The 24,988-nt window shown below is 62.0% G+C and carries 30 protein-coding genes; 6 read left to right on the forward strand and 24 right to left on the reverse strand.

Annotated features, from left to right (window positions below; genetic code table 11):
* Positions 1–24 precede the first annotated feature (24 nt).
* Positions 25–2,886, forward strand: a complete 2,862-nt coding sequence (locus EP165_RS00345; RefSeq protein ID WP_501981648.1) for an EAL domain-containing protein — start codon at positions 25–27, stop codon at positions 2,884–2,886.
* Here the strand turns inward: EP165_RS00345 and EP165_RS00350 are convergent.
* Complete coding sequence (locus EP165_RS00350; RefSeq protein WP_245439874.1) at positions 2,877–3,488, reverse strand: YqgE/AlgH family protein; 612 nt, start codon at positions 3,486–3,488, stop codon at positions 2,877–2,879. The genes EP165_RS00345 and EP165_RS00350 overlap by 10 nt on opposite strands.
* A 143-nt stretch (positions 3,489–3,631) precedes the next feature.
* On the opposite strand from EP165_RS00350, the gene EP165_RS00355 reads away from it, so the two are divergent.
* Both EP165_RS00355 and EP165_RS00360 read left to right on the forward strand, forming a co-directional pair.
* Positions 3,632–4,432: a protein-disulfide reductase DsbD domain-containing protein gene (locus EP165_RS00355; RefSeq protein ID WP_164742911.1), complete on the forward strand. Its 801-nt coding sequence runs from the start codon at positions 3,632–3,634 to the stop codon at positions 4,430–4,432.
* Between the two features lie 73 nt (positions 4,433–4,505).
* On the forward strand, positions 4,506–4,991 hold the full coding sequence (locus EP165_RS00360) for a peroxiredoxin (protein ID WP_127519582.1): 486 nt from the start codon (positions 4,506–4,508) through the stop codon (positions 4,989–4,991).
* A 6-nt stretch (positions 4,992–4,997) separates the two neighbouring features.
* On the opposite strand, the gene rnhA is transcribed toward EP165_RS00360, so the two are convergent.
* From rnhA to coxB, 13 genes are all read right to left on the reverse strand, one after another.
* Positions 4,998–5,453, reverse strand: coding sequence for a ribonuclease HI (gene rnhA, locus EP165_RS00365; protein ID WP_127519583.1), 456 nt, complete (start codon positions 5,451–5,453; stop codon positions 4,998–5,000).
* Positions 5,450–6,415 (reverse strand): homoserine kinase, encoded by a 966-nt coding sequence (locus EP165_RS00370; RefSeq protein ID WP_127519584.1) that lies wholly within the window; start codon positions 6,413–6,415, stop codon positions 5,450–5,452. The genes rnhA and EP165_RS00370 overlap by 4 nt, the downstream gene beginning before the upstream one ends.
* A gap of 5 nt (positions 6,416–6,420) precedes the next feature.
* A complete protein-coding gene (gene ispH, locus EP165_RS00375) occupies positions 6,421–7,449 on the reverse strand; it encodes a 4-hydroxy-3-methylbut-2-enyl diphosphate reductase (protein ID WP_127519585.1) in 1,029 nt (342 codons plus the stop codon).
* 46 nt (positions 7,450–7,495) lie between these two features.
* Positions 7,496–8,245, reverse strand: coding sequence for an SURF1 family protein (locus EP165_RS00380; RefSeq protein WP_501981640.1), 750 nt, complete (start codon positions 8,243–8,245; stop codon positions 7,496–7,498).
* Positions 8,242–8,643 carry a DUF983 domain-containing protein gene (locus EP165_RS00385; protein WP_127519586.1) on the reverse strand — a complete coding sequence of 134 codons (402 nt, stop codon included), beginning with the start codon at positions 8,641–8,643 and terminating at the stop codon, positions 8,242–8,244. Before EP165_RS00385 ends, EP165_RS00380 begins: the two co-directional genes overlap by 4 nt.
* The gene (locus EP165_RS00390; RefSeq protein WP_501981649.1) at positions 8,640–8,981 is read right to left on the reverse strand and encodes a L,D-transpeptidase family protein; all 342 of its coding nucleotides are present in this window, start codon (positions 8,979–8,981) and stop codon (positions 8,640–8,642) included. The genes EP165_RS00385 and EP165_RS00390 overlap by 4 nt, the downstream gene beginning before the upstream one ends.
* A 27-nt stretch (positions 8,982–9,008) precedes the next feature.
* On the reverse strand, positions 9,009–9,140 hold the full coding sequence (locus EP165_RS20790) for a hypothetical protein (protein ID WP_348629548.1): 132 nt from the start codon (positions 9,138–9,140) through the stop codon (positions 9,009–9,011).
* A gap of 46 nt (positions 9,141–9,186) precedes the next feature.
* The gene (locus EP165_RS00395) at positions 9,187–10,065 is read right to left on the reverse strand and encodes a cytochrome c oxidase subunit 3 (RefSeq protein ID WP_127519587.1); all 879 of its coding nucleotides are present in this window, start codon (positions 10,063–10,065) and stop codon (positions 9,187–9,189) included.
* A gap of 1 nt (position 10,066) precedes the next feature.
* Complete coding sequence (locus tag EP165_RS00400) at positions 10,067–10,678, reverse strand: cytochrome c oxidase assembly protein (protein WP_127519588.1); 612 nt, start codon at positions 10,676–10,678, stop codon at positions 10,067–10,069.
* Positions 10,679–10,685: 7 nt separating this feature from the next.
* Entirely contained in the window at positions 10,686–10,850 is a 165-nt protein-coding gene (locus EP165_RS20340; protein WP_164742912.1) for a cytochrome c oxidase system small membrane protein, read from the reverse strand.
* Positions 10,850–11,770: a heme o synthase gene (locus EP165_RS00405; RefSeq protein ID WP_127519589.1), complete on the reverse strand. Its 921-nt coding sequence runs from the start codon at positions 11,768–11,770 to the stop codon at positions 10,850–10,852. The genes EP165_RS20340 and EP165_RS00405 overlap by 1 nt, the downstream gene beginning before the upstream one ends.
* A 69-nt stretch (positions 11,771–11,839) precedes the next feature.
* Positions 11,840–13,492: a cytochrome c oxidase subunit I gene (ctaD, locus tag EP165_RS00410; RefSeq protein WP_127519590.1), complete on the reverse strand. Its 1,653-nt coding sequence runs from the start codon at positions 13,490–13,492 to the stop codon at positions 11,840–11,842.
* Between the two features lie 34 nt (positions 13,493–13,526).
* Complete coding sequence (coxB, locus tag EP165_RS00415) at positions 13,527–14,399, reverse strand: cytochrome c oxidase subunit II (RefSeq protein ID WP_127519591.1); 873 nt, start codon at positions 14,397–14,399, stop codon at positions 13,527–13,529.
* 415 nt (positions 14,400–14,814) lie between these two features.
* Here coxB and EP165_RS00420 point away from each other — a divergent pair, with 415 nt between their 5' ends.
* Both EP165_RS00420 and tldD read left to right on the forward strand, forming a co-directional pair.
* Positions 14,815–15,303 (forward strand): invasion associated locus B family protein, encoded by a 489-nt coding sequence (locus EP165_RS00420; protein ID WP_245440045.1) that lies wholly within the window; start codon positions 14,815–14,817, stop codon positions 15,301–15,303.
* A gap of 244 nt (positions 15,304–15,547) precedes the next feature.
* Entirely contained in the window at positions 15,548–16,966 is a 1,419-nt protein-coding gene (tldD, locus tag EP165_RS00425; RefSeq protein ID WP_127519593.1) for a metalloprotease TldD, read from the forward strand.
* On the opposite strand, the gene EP165_RS00430 is transcribed toward tldD, so the two are convergent.
* Both EP165_RS00430 and EP165_RS00435 read right to left on the reverse strand, forming a co-directional pair.
* Complete coding sequence (locus EP165_RS00430) at positions 16,963–17,478, reverse strand: RES family NAD+ phosphorylase (RefSeq protein WP_127519594.1); 516 nt, start codon at positions 17,476–17,478, stop codon at positions 16,963–16,965. The two genes, tldD and EP165_RS00430, sit on opposite strands and share 4 nt — an antisense overlap.
* Complete coding sequence (locus EP165_RS00435) at positions 17,471–17,842, reverse strand: MbcA/ParS/Xre antitoxin family protein (protein WP_127519595.1); 372 nt, start codon at positions 17,840–17,842, stop codon at positions 17,471–17,473. The genes EP165_RS00430 and EP165_RS00435 overlap by 8 nt, the downstream gene beginning before the upstream one ends.
* 81 nt (positions 17,843–17,923) lie before the next feature.
* Here EP165_RS00435 and EP165_RS00440 point away from each other — a divergent pair, with 81 nt between their 5' ends.
* A complete protein-coding gene (locus tag EP165_RS00440) occupies positions 17,924–18,634 on the forward strand; it encodes an NAD-dependent deacylase (protein WP_127519596.1) in 711 nt (236 codons plus the stop codon).
* 3 nt (positions 18,635–18,637) lie between these two features.
* Here the strand turns inward: EP165_RS00440 and EP165_RS00445 are convergent, their stop codons facing one another.
* The 8 genes from EP165_RS00445 to EP165_RS00480 form a co-directional block, all read right to left on the reverse strand.
* Complete coding sequence (locus EP165_RS00445) at positions 18,638–19,867, reverse strand: class I SAM-dependent RNA methyltransferase (RefSeq protein WP_127519597.1); 1,230 nt, start codon at positions 19,865–19,867, stop codon at positions 18,638–18,640.
* Positions 19,864–20,625 (reverse strand): TlyA family RNA methyltransferase, encoded by a 762-nt coding sequence (locus EP165_RS00450; protein ID WP_127519598.1) that lies wholly within the window; start codon positions 20,623–20,625, stop codon positions 19,864–19,866. The genes EP165_RS00445 and EP165_RS00450 overlap by 4 nt, the downstream gene beginning before the upstream one ends.
* Positions 20,626–20,672: 47 nt before the next feature.
* Positions 20,673–20,954 carry a hypothetical protein gene (locus EP165_RS00455; RefSeq protein ID WP_127519599.1) on the reverse strand — a complete coding sequence of 94 codons (282 nt, stop codon included), beginning with the start codon at positions 20,952–20,954 and terminating at the stop codon, positions 20,673–20,675.
* Between the two features lie 84 nt (positions 20,955–21,038).
* Positions 21,039–22,952 carry a 1-deoxy-D-xylulose-5-phosphate synthase gene (gene dxs / locus EP165_RS00460; RefSeq protein ID WP_127519600.1) on the reverse strand — a complete coding sequence of 638 codons (1,914 nt, stop codon included), beginning with the start codon at positions 22,950–22,952 and terminating at the stop codon, positions 21,039–21,041.
* Positions 22,953–23,047: 95 nt separating this feature from the next.
* On the reverse strand, positions 23,048–23,968 hold the full coding sequence (locus EP165_RS00465) for a pirin family protein (protein ID WP_127519601.1): 921 nt from the start codon (positions 23,966–23,968) through the stop codon (positions 23,048–23,050).
* 7 nt (positions 23,969–23,975) lie between these two features.
* Entirely contained in the window at positions 23,976–24,365 is a 390-nt protein-coding gene (locus EP165_RS00470) for a type II toxin-antitoxin system VapC family toxin (RefSeq protein WP_127519602.1), read from the reverse strand.
* A complete protein-coding gene (locus EP165_RS00475) occupies positions 24,362–24,625 on the reverse strand; it encodes a type II toxin-antitoxin system Phd/YefM family antitoxin (RefSeq protein ID WP_127519603.1) in 264 nt (87 codons plus the stop codon). Before EP165_RS00475 ends, EP165_RS00470 begins: the two co-directional genes overlap by 4 nt.
* A 75-nt stretch (positions 24,626–24,700) precedes the next feature.
* Entirely contained in the window at positions 24,701–24,979 is a 279-nt protein-coding gene (locus tag EP165_RS00480) for a DUF2277 domain-containing protein (protein WP_127519604.1), read from the reverse strand.
* Positions 24,980–24,988 lie beyond the last annotated feature (9 nt).

Genomic DNA, 24,988 nt, shown 5'->3' on the forward strand with positions numbered 1-24,988 from the left:
TTGGCGACTACAATAAGAACAAGCATCAAGACGCTGATTGCCGGCCTGCTGGCGCTGTTGATTTCCGCCCTCTCGGCGGCTGCTGTCGAACCCATCAAGATTTCGCGCGGGGATATCGCACTCGACCTCTCCCGCGCGGTCGAAATCTACCGCAACCAGGGGCAGAACTTCCAGGTTTCCACGGCGCCGGGCCTCGACGGTATCGTGCGGCGCATCGAGGTGGAGGCAAGCAGCGAACGATCGACCGGCGACTGGGCGGTGTTTGCGCTGGCCAACAATACCGACCAGCAGCTCGACAGGCTGATCGAAGCACCGCATTTCCGGTTGTCGGGGTCGGGGCTCATCTGGCCCGACCTGGGGTCGCGCCGTATCGCCGCGATCACACCTAGCGAGGGTTTTGCGCTCGACCGGCAGGCCAGCAGCGATGCCGATGTGTTTCTGGTGACGCTGAACCCCGGTTCGGTGGTGACGTTTGTCGCCGAACTGTCGTCCTCACGTCTGCCGCAGGTCTATCTGTGGGATCCGGAAGCCTACAAGGACACCGTCAACTCCTACACGCTCTTCAGGGGTATCGTGATCGGCATCGCCGGTCTGCTGGCGCTTTTCCTGACGATCCTGTTTGTCGTCAAGGGAACGTCAATGTTCCCTGCCACCGCAGCGCTGGCCTGGGCCGTGCTGGCCTACATCTCGATCGACTTCGGCTTCATGACGCGGGTGATCGATATTTCGCCCGGCAACGAACAGCTGTGGCGCGCCGGCACCGAGATCGCCCTCGCGGGCACGCTGATCGTGTTCCTGTTCACCTATCTCAACCTCAACCGCTGGCACGGGCACTTCAGCTACGGCGCCCTCGCCTGGATACTCGCGCTGCTGGCGATTGGCGGCGTCGCGCTTTTCGACCCGGCGGTAGCGGCGGGTATCGCACGCATTTCCTTCGCCCTGACGGCCATCGTCGGCATCGCCGTGATCGCCTATCTGTGTTTCCAGGGCTATGACCGCGCAATCATGATCGTGCCGAGCTGGCTGATGATCCTGGCCTGGCTCACCGCCGCCTGGATGACGGTCACCGGGCTGCTCGACAACGACATCATACAGCCCGCGCTTGGCGGCGGACTGGTTCTGATCGTGCTCCTGATCGGCTTTACTGTGATGCAGCACGCATTCGCCGGCGGCGCCCTGCATCAAGGCCTCTTCAGCGACATGGAACGGCAGGCGCTGGCCCTGACGGGTTCCGGCGACAGCGTGTGGGACTGGGACGTGCCGCGCGACCGCGTCGTGACCCGGCCGGATATCAGCCGCCAGCTCGGGCTTGCTGCCAACAGTCTGCACGGGCCCGCGCGCAACTGGCTTCCGGCCCTGCACGCCGACGACCGCGATACTTTCCGCACGACGCTCGATGTTGTGCTGGAGCACAGGCGCGGGCGCATTTCGCAAGCGTTCCGCCTGCGCGGTTCCGATGGACACTATCACTGGTTCCTGTTGAGGGCGCGCCCGGTGATTGGCTCCGATGGCGAAATTATCCGCTGCGTCGGCACGCTGATCGATGTGACCGAGCAGAAGAAGGCCGAAGAGCGGCTGCTCCAGGACGCGGTTCATGACAATTTGACGGGACTGCCAAACCGGCAGCTTTTCATGAACCGGCTCGAGACTGTGATCACGCTGGCACGGGACGACGACAAGGTGCGCCCGACCGTGTTCGTCGTCGATATCGACCGGTTCAAGCACGTCAATGACAGCCTCGGCATCTCCGCCGGCGATACGATCCTGCTCACCATTTCCCGGCGGCTGCACCGGCTTTTGAAACCGCAGGACTCGCTGTCGCGTTTTTCCGGCGACCAGTTCGCCATCATGCTTCTGTCGGAGCAGGACCCTGCCCGTATTGCCGCTGTCGCCGACGCGATCCGGCAGGCGGTGCGCGCGCCGCTCACCTTTGCCAAGCGCGAAATCGTTCTCACGCCATCGATCGGTCTGATCTCCTGGACGTCGCAGCAGGCGACTGCAGAGGATATCGTCAAGGATGCCGAACTTGCCATGTTCCAGGCCAAGCGCTTCGGCGGCGACCGTGCGGAGCCTTTCCGCCCGGCGTTCCGGTCGATCGGCACTGACCGCCTGCAGCTTGAATCGGATCTTCGCCGGGCGCTGGAGCGGAAGGAACTGACGCTCGCCTATCAGCCGATCGTTCGTCTCGAAGACCAGTCGATCGCTGGGTTCGAAGCGCTCATACGCTGGGAGCACCCTCGCCGCGGCACCATTCCGCCCTCAGATTTCGTGCCTATTGCGGAGAGCTGCGGCCTGATCGTGCCGATCGGCCTGTTCGCCATGCAGCGCGCGGCGGAAGACCTTGCCAGCTGGCAGAAGCAGATCGACGACGTGCCGCTGTCGGTGTCCGTCAATCTCTCGAGTAGGCAGCTTCTGCGGCGCGATCTGGTGAACGACGTTTCGTCCGTCATCGCGCGCTCGGGCATCAAGCCGCGCTGCTTCCGGCTGGAACTCACCGAGTCGCTCGTGATGGACAATCCCGAACAGTCCAGCCACGTGCTCAACCGCCTCGCCGGCCTCGGCATCGGCCTCTCGATCGACGATTTCGGGACCGGCTATTCATCGCTCGCCTACCTGACGCGGTTCCCCTTCGACACGATCAAGATCGACAAGAGCTTCGTAGACGACACCAGCCCGAAGCGGGTCGTGCTGCTGAACTCCATGGTCAACATGGCGCATGAGCTCGGACTGTCGGTCGTGGCTGAGGGCGTATCGGACGAAAGCGATGCGCTACAGCTGAGACAGATGGGCTGCGAATATGTCCAGAGCTTTGCTTTCGGACCGCCACAGCCGGCCGAGGCAACTTTCAAACTGCTGAAGGAGCAGTACCCGCTCGCTCAGGCGTGACCGGCCGTTCCGCTGAAATGCACGAGATTGACACCGATACGCGCCAATATGCGCTCGTACTTGGTGTCGATGTCGGCATCGAACAGCATGTCGGAATCAGCCGGACAGGTTAGCCAGCCATTCTCGGCGATTTCGCCCTCGAGTTGGCCGGCGCCCCAACCGGCATAACCCAGCGCCATCAGTGCGCGGTCGGGACCTCTGCCCGTCGAGATGGCGCGCAGAATATCCACCGTCGCGGTCAGGCAGACCCGGTTGTCGACCTGCATGGACGATTCCACAACATAGTCGTCGGTATGGAGCACGAAACCGCGGCTGCGATCCACGGGCCCACCATGACGCACCACGATGTCACGTGCCGACGCGGGAATCTGGGTGGTCTCCCGTTCTTCGAGAATGCCCAGTTGCACCAGCAGGTCGGGGAAGCCGAGTTCCTGAACCTGATTGATGATCAGGCCCATCGCGCCTTCATCATTATGCGCGCAAACATAGATGACGGACCGCGCAAAGCGGTCGTCCTTCATTCCCGGCATCGCGACCAGAAACTGGCCGTCGAGATAGGCTTCCGCCTCCCGGGATCGCATGTCGTCGCCGTCAGCTGCCATGGCCGAAGCGTAGCGCCTTTCTGCGCGTCTTGGAAGCTCGCGGACCTGTCCGGATGCGACCAAATCATTCAGATCACGAGGAAATGAGACGGTACGGCCACGACACGCCTTGCTCTTGCCGCGCCGATGCAGAAACTGCCGCCATGAACCGTTCCCTGCTTAACACAGCTTGCGCCAGCCTTGTTCTGGCATGCACCTCGACCCATGTGTCCGCCGCTTCGAGCGAATGGGTCGGCGCCGAAGGCGGTGCTGTTCGCATGGTTGCCGAGCCCGCAAGCCACAACGGCAAGCTGCGGGCCGCCCTTGAGATCCGGCTTGAACCGGGCTGGAAAACCTATTGGCGCGATCCCGGCGAGTCGGGGATCCCCCCGATGATCGACGTCGCCACTGCCGAAGGGCCCGCGAGTGTGGAAATCGGCTACCCGGCCCCGGAGCGGTTCAATGACGGATATTCGACATGGGTCGGCTATGACGGCCCGGTCAGCCTCGCGCTGATCATCGATGTGCCGGCCGGTGCGCGCAAGCTCACCGCGTCAGTGCTCGTCGGCATTTGCGAGACCATCTGCATTCCGCTGCAGGCCGATCTCGCCTTGGACCTTGGCGATGACACAACCGGGCAAGCCGAAGCCCACCTGGTAGATGCCGCTTTTGCAGCATTGCCGCGCAGTGCCGGCCCATCGTTCGAAGCGTCCCTGAGCGACGTCAGCGAAACCCGTATCGTCGTCGATACACGCGCTCCCAGCACTCAAGACCTTTCCCTGTTCGTTGCGTCCTCCGGAGACTGGCTCTTCGGCACACCAACACCGCTCGGCAACGGCAACTCAACCGCCTTCGAAGTGCCGGTTTTCGCGGCGCCGGACGCACCCTCGGCGCCACAGCTCATCCACTACCTTCTGGCCGCCGGCGGTGACGCGGTTGCTGGCACATTCGAAATCACCCGCTGATCCTGCTTGGCAATTGCACAGTAACGCCCACCTTTGTAAGCAGGCCCCTGCTTAGAAATCATAGGGATAGAAGATGACGATTTCCGTTGGCGAAAAACTGCCCGACTGCAAACTGAAGCGCGCCTCGTCCGAAGGGCCGGCGGACACTTCGACTGCAGACTACTTTGCCGGCCGGAAGGTCGTTCTGTTCGGCGTACCCGGCGCCTTCACCCCGACCTGCTCGAACAGCCATCTGCCCGGCTTCGTCGAGAACCGCGATGCTATTCTGGCCAAGGGCGTCGACGCCATTGCCGTCGTCTCGGTGAACGACCACCATGTCATGGCTGCCTGGGCACGCTTTTCCGGCGCGGAAGACAAGATCGACTTCATCGCCGACGGCAACGCGGAGTTCGTTGACGCGATGGGGCTTTCGCTGGATGCATCGGCCGCCGGTATGGGCCGGCGCTCGCAGCGGTTCTCGATGATCGTCGACAACGGCGTTGTCACCGCCGTGAACACCGGCGACAAGCCCGGTCAGGCCGAGATCACAGGTGCCGCGCGCATTCTCGAACAGTTGTGAGGCTGGTTAGCGCTTCGCGCCATCGGGCTTGAATTCAGCCATGCCTTCGCGGGCCAGCTCGTCGGCGCGTTCGTTTTCAGGGTGGCCGGCGTGCCCCTTAACCCAGTGCCAGCTGATCTCGTGGCGGCGGGAGAGCGCATCGAGTTCCTGCCACAGCTCGGCGTTCTTGACCGGCTTTTTCGCGGCCGTTTTCCAGCCATTGCGCTTCCAGCCGTGGATCCAGCCGGATATGCCGTCTTTGACGTAGACGGAGTCCGTATAAAGATCGATGCGGTGCGGGCCGCCCTTCAACGCCTCCAGAGCGCGGATGGCCGCCAGCAGTTCCATGCGGTTGTTTGTGGTTTGCGCCTCGCCGCCGCACAGCTCTTTCTCGTTGCCATTGTAACGCAGAATGGCACCCCATCCGCCCGGACCAGGATTGCCCGAACACGCGCCGTCGGTGAAGATTTCAACGGTCTTCATGTGTCGAGACCGTATTCGGAAGCGGAATGGACCGCGCGGTGGAAGCGGACGCGACGCAGATATTCCTTGGGGTCACGTTTCTGGATCATGGCGCCGTCGGGCACATGCAGCCAGTCGTAGAGCCGGGTCATCAGGAAACGCAATGCGGAGCCGTGCGCCAGAACCGGCAGGGCGGCACCTTCGGACAGCGCGAGCGGGCGGACCGACTGATACCCGGCAAGAAGCGCGCGGCCCTTGGTCAGGTTGAAGGAAAAATCCTTCTCGAAACACCAGGCATTGAGGCACGTCGCGAGATCGTAGGCATAGAAATCGTTACAGGCGAAATAGAAGTCGATCAGACCCGACAACCGGTCGCCGAGAAAAAAGACGTTGTCGGGAAAAAGATCGGCGTGGATAACCCCCTCCGGCAGGCCTGACGGCCAAGCGGCTTCGAGCGCGGCAAAGTCCGCCTCAACCTCGTTGGCGAGACCGCGCTCTACCTCGTCCGCCCGGTCGCGGGCGCCCGCCCACAGCGCCTTCCAGCCCGGTATCGCCATCGCGTTTTGCCGGGTGAGCTCGAAATCGGCGCCCGCCCGGTGCAACTCGGCCAACGCCTTGCCCACCTCGCGGCAATGCGCAGCGCTTGGCCGGCGGACCCAGAACCCTTCGATGAACGTAATAATTGCCGCGGGCCGGCCTGCAATCTCGCCCATCAGCGCACCATCGCGGCGCTGAACCGGCAGCGGACATGAGATGCCCTTGTTCGCCAGATGCTGCATCAGGCCCAGAAAAAAGGGCAGGTCTGCCTTGTCTACGCGTTTCTCGTAGAGCGTCAGGATGAACTCGCCTGCGCTGGTGTGCAGCATGTAGTTCGAGTTTTCCGATCCCTCGGCGATGCCGCGATAGGAGCGCAGCCCGCCGATATCGTACTCGCCGAGAAACGCCGCCAGTTCGGTTTCGGTGATGTCCGTGTAGACGGCCATGAACCTCAGGCCGCTCCGTTTACGAACGCCATATCGGCAGCGGTGATCTCGGTGTCGCGCAATTCGCGATTGACCGGGAAGTTCTCGTCCTCGCGCACAGTGAGTGCGATTTCCACATTCACGTCGAAGCGCTGACGGAAAGCCTCGATGATTTCATCGACGATGATCTCGGGTGCGGATGCGCCGGCAGAAAGCCCTATGCTCGTTGCGCCGGCGAGAGTGTCCCACGGAATTTCGCTGGCGCGCTGCACAAGAAGACCGCGCCTGGCACCTGCACGTTCGGCGACTTCCACGAGACGGCGGGAGTTGGACGAGTTGGGGGCGCCGACAACAAGGAAAAGGTCGGTTCCGGGTGCGGCGAGCTTCACAGCCTCCTGGCGGTTCGTGGTGGCGTAGCAGATCGATTCCGACGCCGGCGGCTGCAGTGACGGAAAACGCTCTTCCAGCGCCCGAATTACGCCTGCGGTGTCTTCCACCGACAGAGTGGTCTGAGTGACATAACCCAGCGCCTGCGGGTCCGGCGGCGCGATGCGCTCGACATCGGCCTCCGTCTCGACAAGCGTCACAGTCCCAGGCTCAAGCTGACCCATCGTGCCAATCACTTCCGGATGCCCGGCATGGCCGACCAGAAGCACGTGGCGGCCGAGGCGGCGATGACGCATCGCCTGTTTGTGAACCTTCGAAACCAGCGGACAGGTCGCATCGAGATAGAAAAGGTCGCGGGCTTCCGCGTCGGCCGGCACCGACTTGGGCACACCGTGAGCGGAAAAGACGACCGGCCTGTCGCGATGTTCGGCCGGGATTTCGCTCAGCTCTTCGATGAAGATTGCCCCGCGGTCGCGCAATCCGTCCACAACGTAACGGTTGTGCACGATCTCGTGCCGCACATAGACCGGCTTGCCGTATTTTTTCAGCGCCAGCACCACAATCTGGATTGCCCGGTCGACCCCGGCACAAAAACCGCGCGGCTCGCACAGCTTGATGACGAGGTGTGTCTTGTCGGAATTTTCGGCGGTCGTTGCTGAAGCGTTCATGCTGCGCAGATGGAGGTTCGCGGCAGGGCCTGTCAAGGGCGGGTTGCTATGCCGCGCGACCGCGCCGGAAGCGGAAGAGAGCAACGCCGACCAGAGCGGCTGCAAGGCCGTACCAGGTCACCGCATATTGCAGATGGTTGTTCGGCAGATCGATCAGAGTCACGCCGCCCACAGGCAGGCCACCCGGATTCGGTGCCCCGCCGGCATCGACGAAAAACGGCACGATTTCGATACCCCGGGGCAAGTTCGCAGTCGCCGACATCGCTGCAATGTCCTTCCAGTAGAAGACATTCTTGCCAGGTTCGTTCTCGGGCACCATGAATGAAGGCTTTTCCCGCAGCGGATCGCGGGCAAGGCCGGCGATCTCCACCGGACCGGCGACCTGGCCGTCCGCACGCGTGGCCGCGTCCTTGCGGTCGTACGGCACAAAGCCACGGTTGACGATGATAACGCGGCCGTCGTCCAGCATCAGGGGCGTGTAGACGTTGAAACCCGATTGCCCCTTCCAGGTTGAGAAAAAGTGGCGTTCACCGGCATGGTGAAACGTGCCCGTCACCTCGACAGGCCAGTATTCGACGCCAGCGCCTTCCGCAAAGCGCCGCTCCATCTCGGCGAGTGTGACAGGCTGCGCCTTGGTGCGGGCGTCGATGTCGGCAAGCAGGCCTTCCTTCCACTGAAGGCGATAGACCTGCCAGGTGCCCAGCGCCATGAGGATGAAGAAGGCGCATGCCAGGACAATCAGCACGCCGGCAGAGAGCCGCGCCCTATTGCCAGACGTTTTGGCTACACCGTTCACCGGTCACCGCCCAGCCGCCCCTCGGCAGCCTTGTTGCGGTATTGCAGTGTGATCAGCACACCCTTCATCAAGCGCAGGGCAGTCAGGCACAGGGCGACCGCGAGCGGAATCCAGATCAGGAAATGAACAACGAGCGGCGGGTTGAGGCTTACCTCCATCCACAGCGCCAGCCCGACAACGATGAAGCCGATAATCAGGATGACGAATACGGCCGGCCCATCGCCCGCATCAGCAAAACCGTAGTCCAGGCCACACACTCCGCAGCCTTTGCCTACCGTCAGGAAGCCTGAAAACAGGCGCCCCTCGCCGCATCTGGGGCAGCGGCCCGAAAGACCGGCCTTGACCGGGTCGACCGGGGGCCAGATTGCGGTGTCCCTGTTGTGCATGTCCTCTTTCATGGCCTGATCTCGATCGGTGTTCCGTTGTCGACCATTTCCCATATCTCGTCCATGTCGGCATTGGTCACGGCAATGCAGCCGTCGGTCCAGTCAGCCATCTGGAGAAGCCACGACCACCACCCAAATCCATTCGGCTGTCCGTGGATCATGATATCGCCGCCGGGGCTGTAGCCGGCCGTTGCGGCTGCTGCACGGTCATCGGCGTCCGGATATGAGATGTGAATGGACAGATGAAACGCGCTGTTCGGATTGCGCCAGTCCAGCACATAGCGGCCTTCAGGAGTTCGCTCGTCGCCTTCGCGCTGCTTGTGACCGACCGGCGCATCGCCCAGCGCAATCTCGTATGTACGTACCGCTTGGCCCCCTTATAGCAGGATCATCTGCCGAGCCGCCTTTTCGACAACCACAAGGTCAATGCGCTGATCGTCCTTTGCGTGCGCCGCGGACAGGGTCACCAATGCAAAAAAGAAAATGGCGGCACGAAAGCTGATTTTCATGCCGCCATCACATCACTCGAATGCGTCCAAACGCGGACGCGGGTGGCTAGTGTGCCGCTATCGTCGCCCCTGCAGACGCCCAGACATAAACGCAGGCGAACAGGAACAGCCAGACCACGTCAACGAAGTGCCAGTACCAGGCGGCAGCCTCGAAGCCGAAATGCTGCTGCGGCGTAAAGTGCCCTGCCATCGCACGGAACAGACAGACGAGAAGGAAGATCGTTCCGATCAGAACGTGGAACCCATGGAAGCCGGTCGCCATGAAGAACGTCGCTCCGTAGATCGACTGCGAGAACTGGAACGGCGCCTCGGCGTATTCGTATGCCTGCACGCAAGTGAAGAGCACACCGAGCACAACTGTCAGGGCAAGACCCCGGATGAGGCCCTTGCGGTCATTGTGCAGCAGAGCATGGTGAGCCCAGGTGACGGTCGTGCCCGACAGAAGCAGGATGATGGTGTTGTAGAGCGGCAGGTGCCAGGGGTCGAGCACCTCGATACCCTCCGGCGGCCAGTGACCGCCAGTGTATTCCAGACGCGATACCTGAATGGCCTCGTTGGCAAACAGGCTTGCGTCGAAAAACGCCCAAAACCAAGCGACAAAGAACATCACCTCGGAGGCGATGAACATGATCATCCCGTAGCGCAGGTGCAGCGAAACCACGCGTGTGTGGTCGCCCTGATGGGCTTCCTTGATCGTGTCCGACCACCACGCAAACATCACATAAAGAACGATCGCGAAGCCGACGAAGAACAGCCAGGGATTGGCAAGGTTGATACCGAAAAGCGGGAACTCGCCGCCGTTCAGATAACGCATCCAGGCGACGCCGCCCAGTGCCATGATCAGCGCGCCGACAGCGCCGAGAACCGGCCACGGACTCGGATCTACGAGATGGTAATCGTGATGTTTGGCGTGTGAGTCAGCCATTTCAACCCCCGAGATTGTTGCCGGTTTTGGGCAATGAGACGGATTCTGCTTCCGGCGACGGTTCGTCAACCGGATAGAAGGTGTAGGACAGTGTTATGGTGCGAATGTTCTTCAATTCGGGAAGATCGACGATTTCCGGATCGATGTAGAAAACGACCGGCATTTCGATCTCTTCCCCTGGCGTAAGCTTGGTATCGGTGAAGCAGAAACACTCGACCTTCATGAAGTAACCGCCTGCAAGCGGCGGCGTCACGTTAAAGGACGAACGGCCCCAGGTCGGATTGCCGGCCAGGTTTTTGGCGCGATAGGCAATCTGCACAGTCTCGCCGATCTTCATCGTCACGTCGCGCTCGACAGGCTGGAAATCCCAGGCAAGACCGGCAGAGGTGTTGGCGTCGAACCGCACCGTGATCTTTTCGTCGAGAATGCTGCCCGAATACTGGGTCTCTGCCCGCTGCGTGGTACCGCCGAAGCCGGTGACCTGACAGAAGAGCTGATAGAGCGGAACAGCGGCGTATGCCATGCCGATCATGCCGACGAAAAACGCAGCGCACAGCATGGCGATGACACCGTTGCTGAAGCTCTTGCCGCCGTCGGTCGTGCGTTCGCTCATGACTGCCTCAGAACGACCGGTCGAGTATGGACGGGCCGAATTTGACCAGCGTGGTGACATAGAAGATCACGACCAGAGCGGCGAGCGCCAGCCCGAGTGCAACCGAACGGCTGCGGCGCGCCTTCTTCTGCGCGTCGGTAAGATCGACGAATTCCTGATCGGCCGGCTTCATCACATAAAGCTCCGAAGCACGATGCTGTCTGCCAGCACGAGCGCGAAAATCGCAAAAAGATAGAGAAGGGAATAACCGAATAGCGCTTTGGCGGGCCTGGTGTCGACCGTGGTCAGCACGCGGTAGGCATACCAGACGAAGCCGATGCCAAGCACCGAAGCGGCGGCGCCATAGACCATTGACGAAAAGCCAAACGCCCAGGGCAGAACACCCGCGGCTGCAACAAGCAGCGAATAAGCAAATATCTGGCGGCGCGTCGCCGTTTCGCCGGCCACGTTCGGCAGCATCGGAATACCCGCCTTGCCGTAGTCAGTTTGCGAAAACAGGGCGAGCGCCCAGAAATGCGGCGGGGTCCACAGGAAGATGATCAGAAAGAGGATCACGCTTTCGAGGCCGATCGCGCCCGTTGCCGCGGTCCAGCCGATCATTGGCGGGAACGCGCCGGCAGCACCGCCGATGACGATGTTCTGGGGCGTCGAACGCTTCAGCCACATCGTGTAGACAACGGCATAGAAGAAAATGGTGAAAGCCAGCATCGCAGCGGCCAGCCAATTGGCGACAAGCCCGAGCGTGACGACGGAAAATACCGAAAGCACGAGGCCGAAAGCGAGCGCGTCAGTCGCGCTCATCCTGCCGGCCGGTACAGGGCGGCCCGCCGTGCGCGCCATCACCCGGTCGATGTCTGCGTCGTACCACATGTTGAGTGCACCGGACGCGCCGGCACCGACGGCGATCGCCAGGATCGAGATTACAGCAATGAACGGGTTCGGCCATTCAGGTGCAATCGCGAGGCCGACAAAGGCCGTAAACACGACGAGCGACATTACACGCGGCTTCAGCAGGGCGATATAATCGCCCGCGGTCGCCTCGAATACCGAGCCGTCGGTATCGTCAATATGTCGTGCGTCGGCGATTGCCATTGCTCTTTTCCGGTCAATTCGACTGGCAAGGCCGCCGGGTGTTTGCCGGCGGCCGCCATCTCATCTGCCTTAGTTGATCTTCGGCAGCTTTTCCCACTGGTGGAACGGCGGCGGAGACGGCAGGTGCCACTCCAGCGTCGTTGCGCCTTCGCCCCAAGGATTGGCGCCTGCCTCACGCTTCTTGGCGAAGGCTTCGAATACGCCGACCAGGAAGATCACGACACCCAGCGCGGACAGGTAGGAACCGTAGGACGATACGAGGTTCCAGCCCGCAAACGCGTCGGGATAGTCGATGTAGCGGCGCGGCATACCGGCGAGGCCGAGGAAATGCTGCGGGAAGAAAATCAGGTTCACGCCTATGAAGGTGACCCAGAAATGCGCCCGCGCGATCAGCGGCGAGTACATATAGCCGGTCATTTTCGGGAACCAGTAGTACCAGGCCGCGAAGATCGCGAACACGGCGCCCATCGACAGCACGTAGTGGAAGTGAGCCACCACGTAATAGGTATCGTGCATGGCGCGGTCGAGGCCGGCATTGGCGAGCTGCACGCCCGTTACGCCCCCTACCGTAAACAGGAAGATGAAGGCGATCGCCCACAGCATCGGCGTGCGGAACTGGATCGACCCGCCCCACATCGTCGCGATCCAGGAGAAGATCTTCACGCCCGTTGGAACAGCGATCACCATGGTGGCGAAGACGAAATAACGCTGCGTGTTGAGCGAGATACCGGTGGTGTACATGTGGTGCGCCCACACGACAAATCCGATGCCGCCGATCGCGACCATGGCATAGGCCATGCCGAGATAGCCGAAGACGGGCTTGCGCGAGAAGGTGGACACGATGTGCGACACGATACCGAAGCCCGGCAGGATCAGAATGTAGACCTCGGGGTGACCGAAGAACCAGAACAGGTGCTGGAACAGGATCGGGTCGCCGCCGCCATCGGGCGCGAAAAATGTGGTGCCGAAGTTGCGATCCGTCAGCAGCATCGTGATGCCGCCGGCCAGAACCGGCAGCGACAGAAGCAGAAGGAACGCCGTCACAAGCACTGACCAGACAAATAGCGGCATCTTGTGCAGCGTCATGCCGGGCGCGCGCATGTTGAAGATCGTGGTGATGAAGTTGATCGCACCGAGGATCGACGACGCGCCTGCAATATGCAGCGACAGAATGGCCAGATCCATTGCCGGGCCGGGCTGTCCGGAGGTCGACAATGGCGGATAGATCGTCCAGCCGCCGCCAACGCCGAACGCGCCGGCCGGGCCGGGCACGAACATCGACAGAAGCAGCAGGATGAATGCCGGCGGCAGCAGCCAGAACGAAATATTGTTCATGCGCGGGAAGGCCATATCCGGCGCGCCGATCATGATCGGCACGATCCAGTTGCCGAAACCGCCGATCAGCGCTGGCATGACCATGAAGAAGATCATGATAAGGCCATGACCGGTGGTGAACACATTGTACATGTGCTTGCCGGCATCAATGGCGGCCGCGCCTTCATAACCGTAGACCATGGAGGCAAGGCCATGGAATATCTGGATGCCGGGCTCGGCAAGCTCCCAGCGCATCATCACCGACAGGAAACCGCCGATGATGCCCGCAATGATCGCGAAGATCAGGTAGAGCGTGCCGATATCCTTGTGGTTGGTCGAATAGACCCAGCGCGTCCAGCCGTAGGGCTGGTGATGTTCTTCGTGGGCGTCAGCCGCAGCGCCTGCCATGTTCCGCTCCGTTCCTGTTATCAGCCTGCCCGCACTAATTGCCGGCGGCAGCGAGTTTGGTGTCTTCGCGGCTCTCCGCTGAGGCCGTCAGATTCTTGTATGCGTTGCCAAGGTCGGCCTGCGCTTCAGCGCGCCAGGCATCATACCGATCCTGGCTCACGACATGAATGGCGATCGGCATGTAGGCGTGATCCTTGCCGCAAAGCTCGGAACACTGGCCGTAATACATGCCCTCGCGGTCGGCCTTGAACCAGGTCTCGTTGAGGCGCCCGGGCACGGCATCGACCTTGATGCCGAAGGCCGGCATGGCGAATGCGTGGATGACGTCCGAAGCCGTGACGAGCACGCGAACGGTGGTGTTCACCGGCACGACCAGTTCGTTGTCGACGGCCAGAAGCCGCGGATACTGCTCGACGTCTTCCTTGCCGGCTGCGGCACGGTCGGATTCCTGAAGCATGAAGGACGAGAATGAGAGGTTATCGTCATTCTGGTACTCATACTCCCAGCTCCACTGCACGCCGGTCGCCTTCACGGTAATGGCAGGCTCCTCCGGCGGCGTGTACTGCGCCGTCAGCAGCTGAAACGAGGGAATCGCCAGGAACAGCAGGATCACCACCGGCCCGACGGTCCAGATCACCTCGATCAGCGTATTGTGGCTGGTACGCGAGGGGGTCGGATTGGCCGACGCCCTGAAGCGGATCATCACCCATGCCAGAAGCGCCATCACCAGAAGGGTGATCGGGATGATGAACCACAGAGTGTAGACCTCGAACCAGATCACGTCTTCCATGATGCCGGTAGCGGCGGGCTGGAATCTGGTTTGCCACGGTGTCGGCTGTGCCGCGTACGCGGACTGCGCCCACGTGAAAAGCGGAAGAACAGCTGCAGCGGAAAGGATTTTCTTCATTATCCTCAATCTCTTCGGATCGGCCTCGCCGGAACATAACGCCTTCGCACCGATCTTTCATTCTGCAACAGAACGCGATCAGCACCGGCACGGAATCCCGGCGTTTTCCGGCGACGTTCAAACCATACTCTCATTGCGACCGCAAGGAACCCGTCGGTGCCAAGATGCGGCATTTTTGCGCGCGCTGCAGGGCCGTCTTGCGCCTGTCCGGCGAATGCAGCCATGAGGTGTAACGGCTTCAGCGCGATAGTGGCGGCCGCGCAAGTGTCGCATTTCGGTCGGATTTGACGATCAATAGGCTTGGTCAAAGGTGCCGGCGCCAGCCTCGCACATTCTTCCGCTTGTATTCGCACCACGCTACATTTCCGTGATTCGCTTGGGAGCTGACATGACGAACATCCCGTTCCGGGCAACGATGAGCGCGCTGGCAGCGGCGCTTCTTTTGTCTGCGCCGCTTCAAGCCGCGGCTCAGCAGGCCGGAACCGTGCGTTCCACGCATGGTGCATGGTCGATCATCTGCGATACGCCGCCCGGAAGCAGCTCCGAACAATGCGCCATGATGCAGAACGTGATCGCCGAGGATCGTCCGGAGGTCGGGCTTTCAGTGGTTGTGTTGAGAACCGCGGACAACAAGGCCGAGATACTGCGCGTACTGGCACCGCTTGGCGTGCTTCTGCCCAACGGGCTCGGCCTCAATGTCGACGGCCAGGATATCGGCCGCGCCTATTTTGTGCGGTGCTTCCAGGACGGCTGTTATGCCGAAGTCATTCTCGAGCCACAGCTTCTGGAAACGCTAAAGACAGGCGCCGCGGCAACGTTCATCGTATTCCAGACGCCTGAAGAGGGCATAGGAATACCGGTCGATCTCACCGGGTTTGGCGAAGGTTTCGGCGCCCTGCCCTGATGCGCTGTCGCAACGCAACGGCGATTCCGAGGCCGCCAGCAGCGCCAATGCCGGCTCCGGCAAGCGCATAATCCCAGCCAAACAAGGCACCCGAAACAGCGCCCGCAATCAGTCCGGTGGCAATCCAGCGTATGTAAAGCGCCAAGCCGATCTCCCTTGCCCCGCACCAAAGCTGTCACGGGTGCAATTCCCGTGCAATCGCCTATATAGCCGAGACAGCACCAGTTCGCATCGGAGCTCCAGCATGGCCGACCGGCTTCTCAACCAGTTCGATATTTCCGAAGACGCGGTTCGCGCAATTGTGGAAGATACGATCCACGGCGCCGATGACGGCGAGCTCTTCGTCGAGTATCGTGAAGGCGAAGCGCTCGTCTTCGACAATGGCCGGCTGAAAACCGGCAGCTTCAACACCGACAAGGGGTTCGGACTGCGGGCCGTGGCAGGCGAAGCGGTCGGCTACGCACACGCGTCCGAGCTCTCCGAAGCGGCGCTGAGGCGCGCCGGCGACGCGGTCTCCGCGGTCAAGACAGGTCATTCGGGAACGCTCGCCGAGCGGCCGGCCGGGACCAACCGGCATCTTTACGGCGAAGAGAATCCAATCGCAGCGCCGGGCTTTGAGGAAAAGGTCAAGCTGCTCACGGAGATCGACGCCTATCTGCGCGGGGCCGACCCGCGCGTGCGCCAGGTGACAGCCTCGCTCGCCGCCTCCTGGCAGCAAGTCGAGATCATGCGTGCAGACGGCATGACCTTGCAGGACATCCGGCCGCTGGTCAGGGTCAATGTCTCCGTTGTCGTGGGCGACGGCGACCGCCAGGAAAGCGGCTCCTACGGCATGGGTGGGCGAAAGAGCTTCGGCGAATTCGTCGCTCAGGACAGCTGGCGCTTCGCGGCGGACGAAGCGCTGCGGCAGGCGCTCGTCAATCTCGACGCCGACCCGGCGCCCGCCGGCACATTCGATATCGTGCTCGCCAGCGGCTGGCCGGGTGTGATGTTGCACGAAGCCGTCGGTCACGGGCTGGAAGGCGATTTCAACCGCAAGAAAACCTCCGCATTTGCCGGTCTCCTCGGCAAGCAGGTGGCGGCAAAGGGCGTGACGGTTGTCGATGACGGCACGATCGCGGAGCGCCGCGGTTCGCTCACCATCGACGACGAAGGCACACCAACAAACCGCAATGTGCTGATCGAAGACGGTAAGCTGGTCGGCTACATGCAGGACCGGCAGAATGCGCGCCTCATGGGCATGAAGGCGACGGGCAATGGCCGCCGCGAATCCTACGCCCACCAGCCGATGCCGCGCATGACCAACACCTTCATGACCGGCGGCGACAAGACGCCCGAGGAAATCATCTCCTCGGTCGACAAGGGCATCTATGCCGTCTCCTTTGGCGGCGGACAGGTCGACATCACTTCGGGCAAGTTCGTGTTCGGCTGCACCGAAGCCTACATGATCGAAAACGGCAAGGTGACTCGGCCGATCAAAGGCGCGATGCTGATCGGCAACGGGCCGGACGCCATGCACCGCGTTTCGATGATCGGCAACGACATGAAGCTCGACACCGGCATCGGCATGTGCGGCAAGGCCGGCCAAGGCGTGCCGGTCGGCGTCGGCCAGCCGCATCTGAGAATGGACGCGATGACAGTGGGCGGCACGCAGGCTGGCTAAAGCCAGGAAGCCGGCGATCTCGGCAGCCGATGCTCCGGGTCGACGACCTCCAACGCCGGGCCGCCTTCAGTATTCCATCGCCACAGGGCTACGCAGGTGCCGCCGGGCGACATGAACGAAGGGAATACCAACCCGTCGAAGCCGGCGGCCTGCAGCCGTTTTGCCACTCGATGCGTTTCAGGCACCCGGCCCGCGTCGAGTTCGGCGCGCCATTCGCATTTGTGGATCGAGGCATCGAGGCCGTAATGCAGAAGGCTTTCATCGCTGGTGAGGTCGGCCAGCGACGCGTTGGTGAGCTTCAACCTCGCGATCAGCGCCGGATGCTGGACGAATCCCTGATTGTATTCCGCCCACGCTGTCGAAAGCTCCCGCGCAGCATAGATGGCAGGCGTCCCGACGGCGTTCCAGCGGCCACCGAACTGCGCGGCACCTTCGCCGGAAAGCGGCAGATGCGCCCAACGCGGCACATAGGCGCGCCAGAGTTCGACGGCTTGCCCGTCACTCTCAGGCATAAACGCCGGCGCGCACAGCCTCCAGATAGGCGATCACCCTGTCGGCCTTGCCCCCGCGCACGAGATCGTAGGCCGTCTTGCCAGCCCAACCGGGAATAGGTTGATGCTTGAACCAGATCGCCGCACGGTCCTGCCCGCCGGTCATTTCCGCCGCCATCGCGAGAATGCGCACCACCGGGCTCAACGCGGCATCGACCTTGCGCGCACCGGATTTGGCTGTGAGAGTGTTGCGCGCGACGCCGGCCAGTGCGGCGAGCTCGGTCATGGTCACTCCCAGTTCTTCCGCCACGCGGCGCGCGGAAAGGAAGGGCGAATTGTCGGCCCCAAATCTTGAAGTCCAGTTCTCGGCAGTGATACCGGTCATTGTTTGCACTCAGACTGACATAGTTGCGCTCAATATGAGCTCAATTTCTGATCAATTCAAGTTCGATCACTGGACTATCGGATGAACAAGTCCCGCCCTTCCTCCATCGTCGTCCTCACCGGGGCGGGCATTTCCGCCGAATCCGGTGTCGACACGTTTCGGGACAAGGACGGTATCTGGTCGAAGGTCGATTTTCGCGAGGTCGCGACACCAGAGGGTTTTGCCGCCGATCCTCACAAGGTGCATGCTTTCTACAACCAGCGGCGCGCCGGGCTGAAAGGCATCGAGCCCAATGCGGCGCATTTCGCGCTCGCGCGGCTGGAGCGTGCGTTTGGCGGCGCTTTTCTTCTCGTCACGCAGAATATCGATCATTTGCATGAACGGGCCGGTTCCCAAGGCCTGATCCACATGCATGGCGAACTCGCCAATGCGCTTTGCGGCAATTGCGGCGACCGCCGCCAATGGGAAGGTGATCTTTCGACCGACAGCCCCTGCCCGGCGTGTCACGCAAACGGCTACCTGCGACCGGACGTCGTCTGGTTCGGCGAGATGCCTTACCAGATGGAACGGATCTATGCCGCGCTTGCCGGCTGCGATCTCTTCGTTGCCATAGGCACCAGCGGCACCGTCTACCCCGCCGCCGGCTTCATTGAAGAGGCCCGCGCCGCCGGCGCCCGTACGCTTGAGCTCAATCTGGAACCGACCGAGGGGACGAACCGCTTTTCGGACGCCATCCACGGCAAAGCGACCGAGATCGTGCCTGAATGGGTGGAAAGGGTGCTCGTCGACTAAGCGTCAGCGCTTTTCAAGCAGCGCCACCGCTTCGACATGCGCCGACCACAGAAACTGGTCGATCGGCGTGACCGACAGCAGCGTATAGTCGCTCCCGGTCAGGATGGAGAGATCGCGGGCAAGCGTGACCGGATTGCACGACACAGCGGCAACGCGTTTCACGCCGGATTTTGCAATCTGCTTCACCTGAATCTCAGCACCGGCGCGGGGCGGGTCGAAGACAATGCCGTCAAAGCGCGACAGCTCTTTTGCCGTCAACGGACGACGATCGAGGTCGCGACGCTCGGCCGATACCGGTCGCAAACCCGGTGTGTGGCGGGAGGCGCGATCAAGCGCAGCAATCGCGGCGGCATCCGATTCCACTGCGTGAACCTCCGACCTGACGGCAAGTCGCAGGGCGAAAGTGCCCGAGCCGGAAAAGAGGTCGGCCACACGCTTGCACCTCGCCAGATGCCCGGTCACCAGCCCGGCCATGGCAGCCTCCGCCTCGGCAGTCGCCTGCAGAAACCCGCCTGGCGGCACTTCCACCGTGGCCGAACCGAATGTCACCATTGGCTTGCGCGGCTCGATGATGATTTCACCAGCCATCGAAACGCGCGCCAAGCCCGCAGCTCCGGCAAAGCGCGCGATGGCCATACGCTGCTTTTCGCCAAGCTTTTTCAGGCCGCCAATGTCGATATCGAGGCCGGACTCAGTCGCCGTGACCGAAAGCCGAAGCACTTCCTTGCCGGGCTCGGCGAGGCTGACGATCTTTCGAATATCATCCAGACGCTCGAAGATAGCCGGCAGCAGAATCGGGCATTCTTCGATCGGCACGATCGTGTGAGACGCTGCCTGCCGATAGCCCAGAAGCACGCCGACCTGCGTGGTGCGCGCCGAGAATACGGCGCGGCGGCGCGTGTTTGGTTCACAGCGCACGATTTCGGCCACAGGCGCATCCAGCCCGCGGCTGCGCAGAGCGTGAACCACCAGTTCGCGCTTCCAGCCATTGTAGTCCTCGGCATTCATGTGCTGCAGCGCGCAGCCACCGCAGGTGCCGAAGTGCCGACAGGTTGGCTCGGCGCGTTGAGACGACGGTTCGATGACCGCTACCAGTTCGGCGCGGTTCTTCTGCCTCGCTGCGGTGACGACCTCACCGGGCAGCGTGAAGGGTATGAAGACCGGTCCGCTGTCGGTCTTCGCCACGCCATCGCCCTGCGCTCCCAGATGATCGATCGTGAAACGCGTGTTCATAGGTCCCGCACGCCCCCAAGAAGGAACTCGCGGTTGCCGTCTCCGCCCTCGATTGGCGATGGAATGGCGCCAAGGGACCGCCAGCCGGTCTGGCCATCGAGCCAGTCGGACATCTCCCCCGCGATGCGTTCGCCGAGCGCAGCATCGACGATGCCGCCCTTGCCGATCTGCTCCCTGCCTGCCTCGAATTGCGGCTTCACGAGGAAGACGCCATATGCACCCTCCGCCGCAAGGCCCAGTGCGAGCGGAAGCGCCAGGCGGATCGAAACGAAGCTCACATCGCAGACGACAATCTCGGGCGACTGGCCGTCGAGATGAGCGGACGTCAGTTCGCGTACATTCAGGCACTCGATATTGGTGACGCGCGGATCGGCGGCAAGCTCGGGCCGCATCTGACCGTGCCCGACGTCAATCGCCATCACATGACCTGCACCGCGTTCCAGCAGCACCTGCGTGAAGCCGCCAGTGGACGCGCCGACATCGAGCGCCAGCTTTCCCGACGGGTCAAAGCCGAAATGGTCCAGCCCCGCAACAAGCTTGAGAGCGGCACGCGAAACATAGTGCCTTGCAGGATCTTCAACCGATATCTCGGCATTTGCGGATACGGGTTTTCCGGGTTTGGCGGCGGCCGCGCCATCGACCGAAACCGTGCCGCGCAAAATAGCATCGCGGGCGCGCGAGCGGCTTTCGAAAAGCCCGCGCCGGACCAGCAGGTCGTCGAGCCTGAACTTCGTCGAATGAGCCGGAACCGATTGCATGGCTCTCAATGGCGAATGGCGTCAGCCAAGGCAAGCGGCGTGTGGGCTCAGGGCTTGCCAATCGTCACGCGCGGCAGTTCGGTCGCCGGTGCCAGCCCGTCCTTCCAGCCGTCCTTGTCGGCAGTGTCGTTTTCCGGCGCAGCCTTTGCGGGGCGGTAGAATCTGGGCCGGTTTTCATCCGAGAAGCCACCGCGCAACTGGCCGAGCTTGCTTACAGCAAGTTTGGTTGCAGCCTCTTCCAAAGCGGAATCATAATCCGGGGCAGCTCCCGCCAGCGACGGCAGCGCTGCCAAAAAACACCCAGCCGCCAGACATTTGGCGCGCATCATACCAGTTCTCCCTGTCCGAAGAACTGACTAGCAGCCAGCTGCTAAGAATCCGCCAAATGAAAGGGTTAGCAATTTGCCAACGGTTCAGGCGCGCGCGGACTTGTCGGCCTGACCCAGGGCGCCGAATACGGTGCGCACGATACCGGCACTGTCGAGCCCGGCATCGGCATACATCTTTTCCGGCTTGGCATGATCGACAAAGGCGTCCGGCAGAACCAACGGCCGTATCTTGAGCCCGTTTTCGAGCTGGCCGGTGTGAGCAAGATGTTGCAACACGTGGCTTGCAAAACCGCCGACGGACCCTTCCTCGACCGTGATCAGCACCTCGTGGTTGCGGGCCAAACGATCGACGAGGTCGGTGTCCAGAGGCTTGGCGAAGCGCGCGTCGGCAACGGTGGTCGAAAGCCCTGCAGCGTCCAGTTCCTCGGCCGCGGAGAGACAATCGGCAAGGCGCGTACCGAAGGACAGTAGCGCGACCTTGCTGCCCTCTCGCAAGATACGGCCCTTGCCGATCTCCAGCACCGCGCCGCGCTCCGGCATATCGACGCCGACGCCGTTGCCGCGCGGGTAGCGGAAGGCGATCGGGCCTTCATCGTAGGCAGCGGCGGTGCGCACCATATGTTTGAGTTCGGCTTCGTCGCCGGCGGCCATGACGACAAAACCCGGGAGGGAGCCGAGATAAGCGACGTCGAATGCGCCGCAATGCGTTGGGCCGTCTGCGCCGACAAATCCGGCGCGATCTATGGGGAAACGCACCGGCAGTTTCTGGATCGCAACATCGTGCACAACCTGATCGTAAGCACGCTGCAGGAACGTCGAATAGATCGCTGCAAACGGCTTGTAACCTTCAGTCGCCAGGCCGGCGCAGAAGGTTACCGCGTGCTGCTCGGCAATGCCGACGTCGAACATGCGCTTGGGGAACGCCTGCTCGAACAGATCAAGCCCAGTGCCGGAGGGCATCGCCGCGGTCACCGCGACAATCTTGTCGTCAGCTTCCGCTTCCTGGATCAGGCTTTGTGCAAAAACCTTGGTGTAGCTCGGCGCATTTGCGGGTGCCTTGGCCTGCGCACCGGTGATGACGTCGAATTTCGACACGCCATGATACTTGTCGGCTGCGGCTTCGGCGGGCGCGTAACCCTTGCCCTTCTGCGTCATCACATGAATGAGTACAGGCCCATTGCCGTGGTCGCGCACATTGCGCAGCACCGGTATCAGATGTTCGAGATTGTGGCCGTCAATCGGGCCGATATGGAAAAAGCCCAGTTCTTCGAACAGCGTGCCGCCGGTTACGTAACCGCGCGCATGCTCGACTGCCCGCGTCACCGCGCGGTCGATGCGGCGGCCGAGATACCCGGTCAGCTTTTTGCCGAAGTCGCGCACGCCGGCATAGGTGCCGCCTGAGGCGAGGCGCGCGAGATAGCCGCTCATCGCACCCGAAGGCGGGGCGATCGACATGTCGTTGTCGTTGAGGATCACGATCAGCCGCGCATCAAGCGCGCCAGCGTTATTCATCGCCTCATAGGCCATGCCGGCCGACATGGCTCCGTCGCCGATCACCGATATCACATGGTTTTTGCGGCCATCGAAATCACGTGCCACGGCCATGCCGAGGCCGGCCGAAATCGACGTGGAGGAGTGCGCGGCCCCGAAGGGGTCGTATTCACTTTCCGCCCGCTTGGTGAAGCCTGAGAGGCCGTCTTCCTGCCGCAGCGTTCGAATGCGTTCGCGCCGGCCCGTCAAAATCTTGTGCGGATAGGCCTGGTGGCCGACGTCCCAAATGACGCGGTCATCCGGCGTGTTGAAAACGTAGTGAAGCGCGACTGTGAGCTCCACGACGCCAAGCCCCGCGCCGAGATGCCCCCCCGTCTGCGACACAGCGTCGATCAGTTCGGTGCGCAGTTCATCGGCGAGTTGAGGAAGTTCGGCTTCCTCAAGCTGTCTCAGATCACCGGGGATGCGGACACGGTCCAGCAGCGGCGTGGCAGGTTGGTTACTCAATTCAGGCTCGGCGCTGTGTTACATAACTCTCTGGACATAAGCACTGACAGGCGGAAAGTAAACGCGTGCAGTGGCCGCACCAAGGCACGTCGCGCTCACCTCTCCGGCAGCGGAACGAACTCCTCCTCATCGCCCGGAACGATGTCGAATCGCCCCGTACGCCATTCTTCCTTCGCCTGCTCGATGCGCTCTTTCGAGGAGGAAACGAAGTTCCACCAGATGTAGCGCTTCGAACCCAGCGACGCGCCGCCGAACAGCATCAGATGCACTGCCGACGCTGCCTCGATGACAATCTCTGCGCCGGGCTTGAAGACGATCAGCCGGTCGGAGGGAAACCTGTCGCCTGCGATGACAAGGTTGCCCTGCAGTACATAGATCGCGCGTTCCTCGGCATCGGCCGGGATCGGCAGCCGCGCGCCCGGCTCCAGCCGGATATCGACATAGAGCGTTTCGGTTTCCGTACGTACCGGCGCGGCCTTGCCGTGAAACGCCCCGATGACGACCCGCGCATGCGCTCCGTCGCCCTCAAGCTCCGGCAGGTCACCGGCATGTGTGTGGTCGAATGCCGGCGCGATCTCCTCTCGGTGATCGGGCAGCGCCAGCCATGTCTGCAGGCCTGAGAGCGAAAGCGGGCCGCCGCGCAGTTCTTCCGGCGACCGCTCGGAGTGAACGATGCCGCGACCGGCCGTCATCAGGTTCACATCGCCGGGCGCAATCACCATCTCGGTACCGAGCGAATCCCGGTGCCGTATCTGCCCGTCGAACAGGTAAGTAACAGTGGAAAGCCCGATGTGCGGGTGCGGGCGTACATCCATTGCCTCGCCCGCGCGCAAAACAGCTGGACCCATTCGGTCGAAGAAGATGAACGGCCCGACAAGCCGCCGGCGCGCCGTGGGCAAAGCCCGGCGAACCTCGAAACCGCCGATGTCGCGCGCATTCGGAATGATCAGCGTTTCGATGGCATCGCAGGCGAAAGCGTCGCCGGGTTGAGGGTCGTTGCCGGGAAAGAAGCTCATTTCGCAATCACCATGTCAGCATGGCAACATCGTAGCGCGACAGCTGGCGATCATATGTCACGAGTTGCATGTTTTCGATGATTGCCTGCGAAATCATCATCCGGTCGAATGGGTCGGCATGGATCAATGGCAAACGTTCCACAAAGGCGGCGTGGGGAGCCGTTACGTCCAGCATGTGGAAATCTGCGGCGGCGAACTCGTTGACGGCCTGATGAGCTGACAGCGGCGGAGCGTCCGAACGGCCAAGAGCACGCTTGATGGCAATTTCCCAAACCGCCACGACTGAAACAGCTACCTGATTTGCCGGGTCTTCGATCGCAGCACGCAATTGGTTCGACAGGCGTTCGGGCGTGTTTGTCAGCCACACCGCAATATGTGTGTCGAGGAGAAGTCTCACTTCTCTTTCGTGGCTCCGCCGTAAAACAATGCCTCAACCTCGGCGTCCAATGCCTGAAAGGCCTCGAAATCCAGCGGCGGATATTTTCCGCGGGCCAAGCCAAGCCGACGCTTCTGCTTCGGAGCGGCGTCGAGCGGAACCAGCTTGGCGGCAGGCTTTCCATTGCGGGCGATGATGATCTCGCTCTCCGCTCCCGACTCTACCGCCTCAACCAGCTTGGACAGCTTGGTCTTAGCTTCGAGCATGTTGACCGTGCTCACGGCATTTCTCCTTAGCTAAGTCTAGCTAAGATGGGTCGGCTGCCGGCACCTGTCAAGTCAGCGAGGCCCCGACATTCAGGCTTCGGCGCGCGCAAAACGTGCGGTGGAGCGGGCGCGCGCCTTCTCGGCCTCTTCCTCGCGGTTCTTCGGAGGTTGCGCGGTTTCCATCGCGTCCAGCAATTCATGGACGCTTGCGGTGATCGCCATAACGGCGCGATCGAACGCTGCTTCATTGCGCCTGGAAGGCCGGGTCGAGCCGCTCACCTTGCGCACGAACTGCAGCGCGGCATCGTGGATTTCGTCACGCGTTGCCGGCGGCTCGAAGTTGAACAGCGGTTTGATATTGCGGCACATATCTTCGCT

Origin of the sequence: Mesorhizobium sp. Z1-4 (assembly GCF_004000235.1) — a bacterium.
Lineage (GTDB): Bacteria > Pseudomonadota > Alphaproteobacteria > Rhizobiales > Rhizobiaceae > RCIO01.